We start from the raw sequence: 12879 nt of genomic DNA, 5'->3' as shown, positions 1-12879 counted from the left end.
GGTGACGGAACGGCGGTCGTACAACTCCCGCGCGTGTCACGGGGACCCGGGCCCGCGGCTCGCCCCGGTGACCAGCGCGACCGGGCGGCCGGGCGCCGGAGCGCCCGGTGTGGTGGCCTGGTGATCGGTCATGGGTTCCGGGCGCCCCGCCCGTGCGTGGGTGATGCGTCCGGAGCGGCGGGAACCGGCGGACGGGAGGTGTCACGGTGCGACTGCCCGCACGGCTGCGGCCGCCCGACCTCGTCCGCACGGGTGGCGGCGGGCCCCTCGGCTGCGTCGCCGTGCCGGGGCTGGGCCTGTCGGTGCGCGGCTGGGAACCGACGCTCGCCCGGCTGGAGCTGCCGCAGGCCGCGGCGGCCGTGGCGCTGCCGGCGTACGGGGTCCCCGCGGCGTGGGGGAGTGCGCTGGGGCCGCGGGACACGGCGCAGCGGTTGCTCGACCGGCTCGACGAGCTGCGGGCCGGCCGCACGGTCCTGCTCGGGCACTCCGCCGGCTGCCAGGTCGTCGCCGAGGCCGCCCGCGCCGCACCCGACCGGGTGGCGGCCCTGGTGCTCGTGGGGCCGACCGGCGACCCGGCGGCGCGGCCGTGGGCGGCGCTGGTCCGACGCTGGCTGCGCAACCTGCCGGGCGAGACGCCCCGGCAGGTCCCGGTCCTGCTGCGTGACTACACCTACAGCGGGATGATCAGCTTCGCCCGGGCGATGGACGCGGCCCGGCGCCACCGCCTCGACGCGACCCTCGCGGGGTTGCGGTGCCCGGTCCTGCTGGTCCGCGGCGCGCACGACCACATCTGCCCACCGGCCTTCCTGGAACGGCTGGCCGGACGGGCCGCGTGCCCCGGCCTCGTCACCGTCCCCGGCGCCGCCCACATGGCCCCGCTGACGCACCCGCAGGAGCTGGCGGCGGCCGTGCGGCCGTTCCTCACCGGCACCGGCACCGGCGGCCGGGCGACCGGTTGACAGGCGGGCCTACCGGACCTCGACCCGGTCGTTCATCGCCAGGTTGCCGAAGAAGACCGACGCGTCCGCGCTCTTCAGCCGCACGCAGCCGGCCGAGGCCGCGTCCCGGTCGCCCTCGTGGAAGGCGATCCCGCCCGGTGCGAAGAACACCGACCAGGGCATCGGCGCGCCGTCGAACTCCGCCGAGAAGTGGTCCTTCTCCTTGGCGTAGACGGCGAAGTCACCGGTCGGGGTCTCGGTGCCCTTCCCGCCGTGGCTGATCGGCACCGGCCCGAGGGTGACCCGGCCGTCCTCCATCAGCCAGGCCTGGTCGCTCTCCAGGTCCACGCACGCCCGCGCGGCGGCCGAGCAGGGCGTCTCGTCGGACTTCTCGGACTCCTCGGACGACGCCGCGAGCGCGGTCCCCGCCGAGCCCAGCCCGATCAGCAGCACGGCCGCGGTGCCGGCCAGGGTGCGTCGCCGGCGGGACCGGCGGGTGCCACGCGTCGTGCGGGGCGTCGGGTCGTTCGTGTGCGCCATGGTGGTGACGTCGTCCTCTCCCGGGTGAACAACAGGCCTGCTGAAAGATCAACGGTTACGGACCGCGACGGTTACGGCTGAACGGGGGATTCGTGTCGCCGGGCAACCGGCCCCGATCGCTGATCTGCGAGAGGATCGGGCGGCCCGGCCGCCCGGACACGAGGAGCGCGTCATGACCACCACCCCACCGACCACCCGCAAGCCGCGCAGCCACCAGGTCACCGACGGGCTCGGCGCGACCGCAGCCCGGTCGATGCTGCGCGCCGTCGGGATGCGCGACGACGACTTCGCCAAGCCGCAGATCGGGATCGCGTCCTCCTGGAACGAGATCACCCCCTGCAACCTGTCGCTGCAACGGCTCGCGATGGCGGCCAAGGAGGGCGTGCACGCCGCCGGCGGCTACCCGCTGGAGTTCGGCACGATCTCGGTCTCCGACGCGATCTCCATGGGGCACCGCGGGATGCACTACTCACTGGTCAGCCGCGAGATCATCGCCGACTCGGTGGAGACGGTCGTCGAGGCCGAGCGGCTGGACGGCACCGTGCTGCTCGCGGGGTGCGACAAGTCGCTGCCCGGCATGCTGATGGGCGCGGCCCGGCTCGACCTCGCCGGGGTCTTCGTCTACGCGGGATCGATCATGCCGGGGCGGGTCGACGACCGCGAGGTCAACATCGGTGACGCGTTCGAGGCGATCGGCGCGTGCGCCCGCGGCCTGATCAGCACCGAGGAGGTCGACGCGCTGGAACGGGCGATGTGCCCCGGTGAGGGCGCGTGCGGCGGGTTCTACACCGCGAACACGATGGCGGCCGCGGCCGAGGCGCTCGGGATGGCGCTGCCAGGCTCGGCCAGCCCGCCCGCCGTCGACCGCCGCCGGGACGGTGTCGCCCGGGCCTCGGGGGAGGCGTCGGTCGGCATGATCGAGCAGGGGCTGACCGCGCGGTCGATCCTGACCCGGGAGGCCTTCGAGAACGCCATCGCCGTGGTCATGGCGTTCGGCGGCTCCACCAACGCGGTGCTGCACCTGCTCGCGATCGCCCGCGAGGCCGGCGTCGAGCTGAACCTCGACGACTTCAACCGGGTCGGCGACCGGGTCCCGCACCTGGCCGACGTCAAGCCGTTCGGGCGCCACCTCATGTACGCCGTCGACCAGGTCGGCGGGATCCCGGTGGTGATGAAGGCGCTGCTCGACGCCGGGCTGATCCACGGCGACGCGCTCACCGTCACCGGGAAGACCGTCGCCGAGAACCTCGCCGAGCTCGACCCGCCGGGGCTCGACGGCAGCGTCGTCCACGACCTGGCCGACCCGATCCACCCGACCGGCGGCATCACGATCCTGCGGGGCTCGCTGGCGCCGGAGGGGGCGGTGGTCAAGTCCGCCGGCTTCGACGCGGCGACGTTCACCGGCACCGCCCGGGTGTTCGACGGCGAGCAGGGCGCGCTCGACGCCGTCGACAACGGTGAGATCGAGCCCGGCACCATCGTGCTGATCCGGTACGAGGGCCCGCGAGGCGGTCCCGGGATGCGCGAGATGCTGGCGGTCACCGGGCGGATCAAGGGTGCCGGGCTCGGCAAGGACGTGCTGCTGGTGACCGACGGCCGGTTCTCCGGGGCGACGACCGGGCTGTGCGTCGGGCACGTCGCGCCCGAGGCCGCCGACGGTGGTCCGATCGCGCTGGTCCGCGACGGCGACCCGATCACCCTGGACATGCGGGCACGCACGCTCGACCTCGGCGTCACCGACGACGAGTTGGCTCGCCGGCGCGCGGAATGGGTGCGCCCGGAGCCGACCAACCGGCGCGGTGTGCTGGGGAAATACGCCAGGCTCGTGTCGTCCGCGGCCGACGGGGCGGTCTGCGTCTGATCGGCTGTTGCGCGCCGCGACGGTGGGATGGCACCCTGCCGTCGGGACGATCGAGAATGGGCAAGAACGCCTCTTCTCCGGCCAGGCGTGTGTTGTCGCGCGGATACTGGCGGGAAGACGGTACCCACGGCCTCCGGCGGGCGTCCCGACCCCTGTGAGACCCGCCGTGACCTCCTGTGGAACCGGCGGGTGATGATCCCTGTGCGGTGTGGAGGCCGGCATGAACGGTGAGCAGTTCCTGGATCCCCCCGGTGTGCCGGGCATCGGCGTCGTGGTGCCCTACGACTTCGCCCAGGACCGGGAGATGTGGCGATGGGTCCCCGAGCCCGTCTCGCTGCACGTGACCCGCACCCCGTACGTCGTGGCCCCGGCCGACGCCGGTCAGGCGCGCCTGGTCTCGGCCCCGGAGATCGTGCGCACGGCCGTGCAGAACGTGCTGGAGCCCGCCCCGGGCGTGGTGGCGTACTCGTGCACGTCCGGCAGTTTCGTCGGTGGCGCCGAGGGCGAGCGGGCGCTGCGCGAGGTGATCCGCGAGGCCGGTGCGCCGCAGGCGGTCACGACCGCCGGATCGCTGGTCGCGGCGTGCACCGCGCTCGGTGTCGACCGGCTCGCCCTGGCGACGCCGTACGTCGCCGACCTGACCGCCAAGCTCGAGGGCTTCCTGGCCGCGCACGGCGTCGACACCGTGAGTCGGCACGGGCTCGGCCTGCTCGGCCACATCTGGCACGTCTCGCCGGACGAGGTGGTGCGCGCGGTGCGGGCGGCCGACCACCCCGACGCGGAGGCGGTGTTCGTCTCCTGCACCAACCTGCCCACCTACGACGTGATCGCCGAGCTGGAGCGCGAGCTCGGCAAGCCGGTCCTGACCGCGAACCAGGTCACGATGTGGGCCGCGCTCGGCGCGGTCGGGCTGACCGCCGTCGGCCCGGGTCAGGCGCTGATCGAGTGCCGGGCGCCCGGCGACCGGCCGGTGCTGCGGGTGGTCACCGAGACCACGACCGACCTGGCGGCGGCCCCCGGCGACGGGGACGAGCCCGTCCTGCCGTCGCTGTACAAGGTGCGGGTCCAGCTGCCCGACGAGTCCGGCGCGCTCGCCCGGCTGACCACCGCCGTCGCCGACGCGGGCGCCAACATCCTGTCGCTGTCGGTGCACGGGCAGGACTCCCGCTCGGTGGTCGACGAGATGCTGGTCGGCGGGACGCTCACCCCGGACCGGCTCGTCGCCGTCGTGCGGAGCGCGCTGAACAGCGCCGGGCCGGACGCCGTGCGCGTGGTCGCGGCCGACCCGCACGAGCTGGTCGACGCGCCCACCCGGGCGCTGGACCTGCTCGCCGGGTGCCGCGGGCAGGGCCCGGCGGAGCTGGTCGAGGGGCTGGCCGCGCTGCTGCACGCCGACGAGGTCGACGTCGCCCCGACCGGCCCGGAGCTCGACGACGAGCACGTGTTCGTCCTGCCGTCGCCGCAGGAGCCGCCGATGGTGGCCCGGCGCGCGTGGGCCCCGTTCACCGTCACCGAGCGGGCCCGGGCGGAGGCCTTCGTGCGGGCCGCAGCCGTGCCGCCGGGCCGGGTCGGCCACGAGGTCCTGCTGCCCGGCGGCGACGAGCTGGTCGCGACCCCGGGCACCGGCGAGGAGACGGCCGAGCTGGACGTGCTGCTGCGGGCCTGCGTGGCGGCGCTCCCGGATCGCACACCGTCCGATGTGGAGTGGGCGGCGGCGGACCTGCGGGCGCTGCTGGTCCCGCCCGGCGGCGGCAGCCTGGTGGTGCGCACTGCCGACGGCGTCGTGGTCGCCGCGGGCTCACTGGCCGCGGCCGGGGAGCCGGGCCCGGACGCCGGGCCGGAGCCGATCGTGCTGGTGCACCCGGCGTACCGGGGGCAGCGGCTGGCCGGCTGGCTGCGGCGCAAGCTCGTCCACGCCGTCACCGCCCCGGGGGCCGCCGGGGCCGCGTGAGGCCCGACGGCGCCCCGGGCGCCGGGTGCACCGGCGGAGTCACTGCTGCGCGGCGGCGAACATGCCCGGCCGGTAGGACCCCGCCGGGGTCCGCGCGATCACGTTGAGCCGGTTCGCCGCGTTGATCAGCGCGACGAGGCACAGCAGCGCGGCGACCTGGTCGTCGTCGTAGTGCTCGCGCACCCGCGCCCAGGTCGCGTCGGACACCCCGGTGTGGGCGTCGGCGAGCCGGGTGCCCTCCTCGGCCAGGGCGAGGGCCGCGCGCTCGGCCTCGGTGAACACGGTCGCGTCGCGCCAGGCCGCGACCAGGTGCAGCCGCACGGCACTCTCCCCGGCCGCCGTCGCCTCCGTGGTGTGCATGTCGGTGCAGAACCCGCAGCCGTTGATCTGGCTGGCGCGCAACGACACCAGCTCGGCGGTCGCGGGCGGCAGCGGGGACTGGGCGACGACTCGCGCCGCGCCGGCGAAGCGGGTGGCGAACCGGGCGGCGACGTCGTTGCCGAACAGGTCGAACCGGGTGTCCGTCATCTGGTCCTCCGTGATCTCGTTCCGGGTGGTCGTGCGGACGGTCAGGGGACTCCGCCGGCCCGTTCCGCGTGACACCCTCGTGCTGTGACGCAGGACACCCGGCCCCGGTGTCACGGACCGGGCGCGGCCGGCGTCGGATGGTCGAGCCGTCCGGACGAGAGGAGCCGGCATGCCGATGCAGGGGCACACTGCGGCGTTCGTCGAGCACCGCAACCTGCTGTTCACCGTCGCCTACGAGATGCTCGGTTCGGCCGCCGACGCCGAGGACGTGGTGCAGGAGACATGGCTGCGCTGGTCCGGTGTGGACCTCGCGGCGGTGCGCGAGCGGCGGGCCTACCTGGTCCGGATCACCACCCGCCAGGCGCTCACCCGGTTGCGCACGCTCGGCCGCCGCCGGGAGACCTACGTCGGCTCCTGGCTGCCCGAGCCGCTGCTGACCACCGCCGACGTGGCCGACGACGTCGAGCTCGCGGAGAGCGTCTCGACGGCGATGCTGCTGGTGCTGGAGTCCCTCGCGCCGATCGAGCGGGCGGTGTTCGTGCTGCGCGAGGTGTTCGACCTCGGCCACGACGAGATCGCCGCCGCGGTCGGTCGCACCGCCACCGCCGTCCGTCAGATCGCGCACCGGGCGCGGGCGCACGTCGTGGCCTGCCGCCCGCACGGCACGGCCTCGACCGAGGAGGCCCGGTCCGCGACCGCGGCGTTCCGGCGCGCGGTGGAGACCGGCGACCTGCAGGGGCTGCTCGACGTACTGGCACCGGAGGTGGTCTTGGTCGGTGACGGTGGCGGCGTGAAGCAGGCCCTCCCGCGGCCGGTCACCGGAGCCGACCGGGTGGCGCGCGTGCTGGTCGGCGGGGTGTCCCGGCTCGCCGGCGCGGGCACGCTGTCCACGGCCGAGGTGAACGGGCGTCCGGCGGTGGTCCTGCGGATCGACGGGGAGCTCGACACCGTGCTGACGCTGCGGGTCGACGGGGGCCGGGTCAGCGGGCTCTACGCCGTGCGCAACCCCGCCAAGCTCACCGGGATGGAGCAGACGGTCGCCCTGCGGCGGTAGACCGGCACTACGCTGCACGACCGTGCCGGACGAGCTGCCGACGAACCCGCCGAATCCACCGAACCCACAGAACCCACAGAACCTGCCCGCCGACTGGGAGTCCTGGAAGTCGCGGGTCGACCTCGACGCCTACGACGCGCGGTGGGCGGCGATGGCCGAGGCGGGCCACGACCCGCACGGCGAGGCCGGCCTCGCGCAGGCCCTGCTGACCGAAGACCCCGAGGGCCCCGTGCTCGACGGCGGCTGCGGCACCGGCCGGGTCGCGATCGAGCTCGACCGGCGCGGGATCGCCGTGACCGGGGTGGACCCGGACCCGGACATGATCTCCGCGGCGCGGGCCAAGGCACCCGGGCTGCGCTGGGAGGTCTGCGGCCTCGAACACCTCGACCTGCCCGAGCGGTTCGGGCTGGTCGTGCTGGCGGGCAACGTGATCCCGTACGCGACCGACCGGTCCGGTGTGGTCGCCGGATGCGCCCGGCACCTGCGCCCGGGCGGGCTGCTGCTGGCCGGGTTCACGCTGCAGCCGGGCTGGCCCACCCCCGACGAGTACGACGGCTGGTGCGCCGACGCGGGCCTGGTCCCGGAGCAGCGGTGGGCCACCTGGCAGCGCGACCCCTACACCGGCGGCGACTACCTCGTCGCCCTGCACCGGCGCCGCTGACCGGGTCTCAGCAGCCCGGTCCGCCGGGCACGCTGGGCGCGGCGCCCAGCGGCTGCAGGTAGGAGTCGCCACCGGCCGCGGCGAGGGCGGCACAGGCCCGCCCACGGTCGGTGAACGGCCCCAGGTACACGACGTAGATCAGCTCACCGGTCGGGGTCCGCGGCCGGAACGAGCCGCAGCCGCCCAGCGAGCGCAGGTAGCGCGCGCCGGGGTGCTTCGCCAGGTGCTCCACGACGTCCTGCGGATAGCGCGCCGGGTCCACCCCGGCGCCGACGACCACGACGTCGTCGCCGGTGCAGGCGAGCCGGGTGATCGGGGCGGCCAGCCCCAGGTCGCCGTCGCCCACCAGCGGGTCGAACGTGGGGCCGGTCGCGCCCGGTGCGCCGCCCGCGGGCTGGAGCGTGCCACCACCACCCGCCGTGGCTGTGCCGTCGGTGGAGGGGCTGCCGCCGGTCGGGCTGCCGGTCGGTGGGGCGGCGACGGTGCTCGCCGGCGGCAGCGTCGGCACCGCGATCCCCGGCCCCGCCCCGCGGCCGGGCAGGACCGCCCAGACGACCCCGACCAGCACGGCCGCGGTGACGGCCACGGCACCGATCGCGAGGAGCAGCCCGCGCGAACGCGGGCCCGGGTCCGGCCGGTCACCGCCGGGGAGCTCGAGCGCCGGTGCCGGGCGCGTCTGCTCCCGGGTCGGCCGCGGCTCCCGGTCGGCGACCCGCGCCACCGCGGCGGCGAGCTCCCCGGCACCGGAGAACCGGTCGTCCGGGCGCTTCGCCAGCCCGCGCGCGACGACGTCGTCCCAGGCGGGGTCCAGCCCGGGCACCCGGGCGCTCACCCGCGGCGGCGGGGACAGCAGGTGTGCCGAGAGCACGGCGGCCGGCTCCGCCGCGGTGAACGGGGGCCGCCCGGTGAGCATCTCGACCAGCACGCAGGTCAGCGAGTAGACGTCGGCGCGGCCGTCGACCGGGCCGAGGGAGTCCTGCAGCCGCTCCGGGGCGAGGTAGGCGAGCGTGCCGACGGTGGCACCGGTCTCGGTGAGCGCGGTGTCCGGGTCGGGGCCGAGTGCCCGGGCGATGCCGAAGTCGACGAGGTAGGTGAAGTCGTCGCGCGCCTCGACGACCAGCAGGTTCGCCGGTTTGACGTCCCGGTGCACCATGCCGGCGGCGTGCGCGGCGTCCAGCGCGTGCGCCGCCTGCCGGAGGATCCCCGCGGCCCGCCGCGGTGGCAGCGGGGCCCGGCGGGCCAGCAGCCGCGCGAGGTCCTCGCCGTCGATCAGTCGCATCGCCAGGTGCAGCCGGCCGTCGGTCTCGCCGAAGCCGTGCACCGGGACGACGTGCGGGTCCCGCAGCTCGAACGCGGCCCGCGCCTCCCGGCGGAACCGTTCGACGGTGACCCGGTCGTCGGCGAGGTGCGCGGGCAGCACCTTGAGCGCCACCTCGCCGCCGTGCCGGCGGTCGTAGGCACGGAACACCACGCCCATCCCGCCCGCGCCGAGCCGCCCCCGTATCTCGTAGTCGCCGAACTCCGCCCCGACCGGCAGATCCCCGCCCGCGCCCGCACCCGGCATGCCGCCCCCTCCCGCCACCCCGATCGTGTTGATACCACCCGGGAGCGGGCATCGGGGACGACTCGTGGAACCCGGGCGCGAGTAATTAAGTTCATCCTTGTTGACTTTATGGCGCCGGGGCGGCCAGAGTCACCGCATGCGTTCCGAGGTCCCGCCCCCGTCGATCGGAGCCGTGCTCCGGCGACGGCGCCCCGCCCTGGCGGTCGCCGCCGTGCTCTCCGTCGTCTCCGCGGGTGCGGGGCTCGCGCCCTACGTCGCCGTCTACCTGGTCGCGGTCGAGCCGTTCGGGGGTACGAGCCCCGACACCGGGGCCGTGGCCGCGATCGCCGGGTGGACGGCCGCGGCACTGCTGGTCAAGGCGGTGGCCGGGGCCGCGTCGGGGCACGTCGCGCACATCGCCGCCTATGCGGCACTGGCCGACCTGCGCCGGGCCCTGGTGGGCCGGTTCGACCGGATCCCGCTGAGCCGGGTGACCGGCCGGTCGGCGGGGGAGCTCAAGAAGACCCTGCACGACGACGTCGAGCAGCTGGAGGAGGCGCTCGCGCACGGCGTCCCGGACGTCGCCGCCGCGGCTGCCGTACCGGTCGCGACGACCGCGCTGCTGCTCGCCGTCGACTGGCGGCTGGGGCTGCTCGCGCTGCTGGCGCTGCTCGTCGTGCTCGTGATCGGCGGGGTGGCCTCGGCGATGGCGCGGGCGTCGAGCCACGAGCAGGCGGCCTCGCTGGCCGAGATGAACGTCGCGGTGCTCTCGTACCTGCGCGGGATGAAGGTGGTCCGCACGTTCCGCCGGGCCGGCGGCGCCGACGAGCAGCTGATCGGCATCCTGGACCGGGCGGTGCGGGCCGGTGACGCGCCGCTGCGCAGCCCGGCCCGCTGGCTGGTCGCGATGATGACGGCCGCGTTCGGGCTCCCGGTCGCGCTGCTGATCCCGGCCGCGGGCCTCGGCGTCGCCGGCGGCGGGGTCGACGTCGCGACGCTCACCCTGTTCCTGCTGCTCGGGCTGGGGTACGCGACGCCCCTGCTGGCGTTCGTCGGCACGCTGGCCACCCTCGGCCAGCGGGTGCAGACGGCCTCGGCGGGCGTCGCGGCCCTGCTCGCCGAGCCGGACCTGCCCGCCCCGGCCCGCCCGCGCGTCCCGCGGCCCGGCCCGGACGGGCTCGACGTCACCTTCTCCGGCGTCGGGTTCGGCTACGACCCGCAGCGCCCGGTGCTGTCCGGCGTCGACCTGCACGTGCCGGCCGGGCGGGTGCTCGCCCTGGTCGGTCCGACCGGAGCGGGCAAGTCCACCCTGGCCCGGCTGGTGGCCCGGTTCGCCGACGTCGACACCGGTGCGGTCCGGATCGGCGGCGTGGACGTGCGCGACATCGCCCCGGACGAGCTCGGCCGCATCGTGTCGGTGGTGGCCCAGGACGACCACGTCTTCGACGCCTCGGTGCGCGAGAACATCCGGATCGGCCGCCCGGACGCCTCGGACGCCGAGGTCGACGAGGCCGGGCGCCGGGCCCGGGTGGACGAGTTCGCCGACACCCTGCCCGACGGCTGGGACACCGTGCTCGGTGCGGCCGGGGGCCGGCTCTCCGGCGGGCAGCGCCAGCGGATCTCGGTGGCCCGTGCGCTGCTCAAGGCGTCCCCGGTGGTGCTGCTCGACGAGGCGACCGCGTTCCTCGACGCCGAGAACCAGGCCGCGACCACCGCCGCGGTGCGCGAGCTCGCCCGTGGCCGCACCGTGCTGGTGATCGCGCACCGGCTGGACACCGTCGTCGACGCCGACCGGGTCGTCGTGGTCGACGACGGTGCGGTCGCGGCCTCCGGCACGCACACCGAGCTGCTGGCCGGCTCGCCGCGCTACCGGGCACTGTGGACCGCCTTCACCGAGGGCGCGGGCTGGGCCCTGCAGGGCGGTGGGGAGGTGGCCCCGGTCCCGCGCACCGCGCCCGCCCCGGCGGGCCGCGCCGCGGCGCCCGCGCCCGCCCCGCTCGAGTCGGGGGATCCGGACGGGCCGGCGTGGGCGGCCGCGGCCGCGTCGATCGTCCGGCCGGGCCTGGGCGGGCTGGATTTCGGGCGGCAGTGGACGGCCCTGCTCGGCCGCTGGTGGCCACGGCTGCGCCGGCGCGGGCTCGGCAGGCTCGTGCTGGAGGGGCTGTTCCGCGGCGCGCCGGTCGCCGCCGTCTACCTCGTGCTCGTGGCCGCGGTCGAGGGGTCCGTGACCACGCAGTTCGTCGGGGCGGTGACCGGCGTGCTCGCGGTGCTGCTCGTCGGGCGGGTGTTCGCGAGCAACGCGGCCAACCAGGTGGTCTGGCGGATCGCGACCCGGGCGAAGGTCGACCTGCAGCTGTCGATGCTCGAACGGTTGCGGGCGGTGCCGCTGGGTGCGCTGGACCGTCTCGACACCGGCCGGATCGCCACCACCGTCACCGACGACACCGTCATGATCGACTTCCAGAACACGCCGCAGCAGATCGCCGGGGCACTGCTCACTCCGCTCTACGCCGCCGTCGTGCTGCTGGTGATCGACTGGCGGCTCGCGCTGGCGACCCTGGCCGGGGTCCCCCTGTTCGTGCTGTGCACCGTGCTGAGCGACCGCGCCTTCCGCCGGGTGATGGCGCCGATGGGCGAGGCCCGGGCCCGCGCCACCAGCCGGCTGCTCGACCACGTGCAGGGCTCGCCCGTGCTGCGCGCCTACCCCGGTTCGGCGATCGCGGGACGCTACGGCGCGGCCGTGGAGGAGCTGCGCTCGGCGAGCGTGGCGATGTCGGTGCGTGCCCTGCCCGCGGTCGCGCTCGGGTCGGTGGCCCTCGAGCTCGGCCTGGTCGCGCTGATCGTCGTCGGGGCCGGGCTGTACGGGGCGGGCGCGATCCCGGCGGCCACACTGCTGCTGTTCCTGGTGCTCTACCAGCCGCTCGGTGAGCTGGCCGCGCTGACCGGCTACCGCCGGACCCAGCAGCAGATCGCCCGGCGGATCGCCACGATCTGGGAGGAGCCGGTGCTGCGCGAGCCCGGGATCCCCGCGGTGCCCCACGGCGCGGACGTCGAGCTGCGCGCGGCCGGGTTCCGCTACGGCGCCGGTACCGGCGGTCTCGACGGCGTCTCGCTGCGGGCCGAGGCGGGTGCGGTGACCGCGCTGGTCGGCCCGTCCGGGGCGGGCAAGAGCACCGTCGCGAACCTGGTCGCCCGGTTCTGGGACGTCGACTCCGGTGCAGTGCTGCTCGGCGGCGCCGACGTCCGCGACCTCGGGTCGGCCGGCGTCGCGGCGCTGGTGACCACCGTGTTCCAGGACGTCTACCTGTTCCCCGGGACGATCCGGGACAACGTCGCGCTCGGCCGGCCGGACGCCACCGACGCCGAGGTCGCCGAGGCGCTCGACGCGGCGCAGTGCACCGAGTTCGTCGACCGGCTCCCGCACGGCGCCGGCACGGTGATCGGCGAGGGTGGCGCGGACCTGTCCGGCGGCCAGCGCCAGCGGCTCTCCATCGCCCGCGCCCTGCTCGCGGACGCCCCTGTCCTGGTCCTCGACGAGGCGGTCGCCTCGGTCGACGCCGAGACCGAGGTGCGGATCCAGCGGGCGTTGTCCCGGCTCGCGCGCGGCCGGACCGTGATCGTCGTCGCGCACCGGCTGTCCACGATCCGCGACGCCGACCGGATCGTCGTGCTCGACGACGGCCGGGTCGACGCCGCGGGCACCCACGACGAGCTCGTCGCGTCCAGCCCGGTCTACCGGCGCCTGCTCGCGGCGTCCGCCGTCCCCGCCGCGGCGTCCTGAACCCCCACGTCCTGATCCATGT

General features: G+C 75.9%; 9 protein-coding genes and 1 pseudogene. 7 read left to right on the top strand and 3 right to left on the bottom strand.

What is annotated here, in order from left to right:
- The first annotated feature begins 206 nt into the window (after positions 1-206).
- A complete protein-coding gene (locus BM093_RS02960; RefSeq protein ID WP_093336797.1) occupies positions 207-959 on the top strand; it encodes an alpha/beta fold hydrolase in 753 nt (250 codons plus the stop codon).
- Between the two features lie 9 nt (positions 960-968).
- Here the strand turns inward: BM093_RS02960 and BM093_RS02955 are convergent, their stop codons facing one another.
- Positions 969-1478, bottom strand: coding sequence for a L,D-transpeptidase (locus BM093_RS02955; RefSeq protein WP_093336795.1), 510 nt, complete (start codon positions 1476-1478; stop codon positions 969-971).
- A 172-nt stretch (positions 1479-1650) separates the two neighbouring features.
- On the opposite strand from BM093_RS02955, the gene ilvD reads away from it, so the two are divergent.
- From ilvD to BM093_RS36955, 3 genes and pseudogenes are all read left to right on the top strand, one after another.
- On the top strand, positions 1651-3339 hold the full coding sequence (ilvD, locus tag BM093_RS02950) for a dihydroxy-acid dehydratase (RefSeq protein WP_093336793.1): 1689 nt from the start codon (positions 1651-1653) through the stop codon (positions 3337-3339).
- 220 nt (positions 3340-3559) lie between these two features.
- Positions 3560-4285, top strand: a pseudogene (locus BM093_RS36960) (maleate cis-trans isomerase family protein); the annotation flags it as partial.
- A 24-nt stretch (positions 4286-4309) separates the two neighbouring features.
- A complete protein-coding gene (locus tag BM093_RS36955) occupies positions 4310-5290 on the top strand; it encodes an ACT domain-containing protein (protein WP_245773291.1) in 981 nt (326 codons plus the stop codon).
- 39 nt (positions 5291-5329) lie between these two features.
- Here the strand turns inward: BM093_RS36955 and BM093_RS02940 are convergent, their stop codons facing one another.
- Positions 5330-5818: a carboxymuconolactone decarboxylase family protein gene (locus tag BM093_RS02940; protein WP_245773265.1), complete on the bottom strand. Its 489-nt coding sequence runs from the start codon at positions 5816-5818 to the stop codon at positions 5330-5332.
- Positions 5819-5987: 169 nt separating this feature from the next.
- Here BM093_RS02940 and BM093_RS02935 point away from each other — a divergent pair, with 169 nt between their 5' ends.
- Together BM093_RS02935 and BM093_RS02930 are read left to right on the top strand one after the other, a co-directional pair.
- On the top strand, positions 5988-6872 hold the full coding sequence (locus BM093_RS02935) for an RNA polymerase sigma-70 factor (protein ID WP_093336789.1): 885 nt from the start codon (positions 5988-5990) through the stop codon (positions 6870-6872).
- A 22-nt stretch (positions 6873-6894) separates the two neighbouring features.
- Positions 6895-7533 carry a class I SAM-dependent DNA methyltransferase gene (locus BM093_RS02930; protein WP_245773264.1) on the top strand — a complete coding sequence of 213 codons (639 nt, stop codon included), beginning with the start codon at positions 6895-6897 and terminating at the stop codon, positions 7531-7533.
- Positions 7534-7540: 7 nt separating this feature from the next.
- Here BM093_RS02930 and BM093_RS02925 read toward each other — a convergent pair whose 3' ends face one another.
- Complete coding sequence (locus tag BM093_RS02925) at positions 7541-9097, bottom strand: serine/threonine-protein kinase (protein WP_093336786.1); 1557 nt, start codon at positions 9095-9097, stop codon at positions 7541-7543.
- Between the two features lie 136 nt (positions 9098-9233).
- Between BM093_RS02925 and BM093_RS02920 the strand changes: the two genes are divergently transcribed.
- Positions 9234-12857, top strand: coding sequence for an ABC transporter ATP-binding protein (locus tag BM093_RS02920; RefSeq protein ID WP_093336784.1), 3624 nt, complete (start codon positions 9234-9236; stop codon positions 12855-12857).
- The last annotated feature ends 22 nt before the right edge of the window (positions 12858-12879 follow it).

Origin of the sequence: Pseudonocardia ammonioxydans (assembly GCF_900115005.1) — a bacterium.
In the GTDB taxonomy this organism is placed as follows: domain Bacteria; phylum Actinomycetota; class Actinomycetes; order Mycobacteriales; family Pseudonocardiaceae; genus Pseudonocardia; species Pseudonocardia ammonioxydans.
This window is presented reverse-complemented; position numbering and strand designations above follow the sequence as displayed.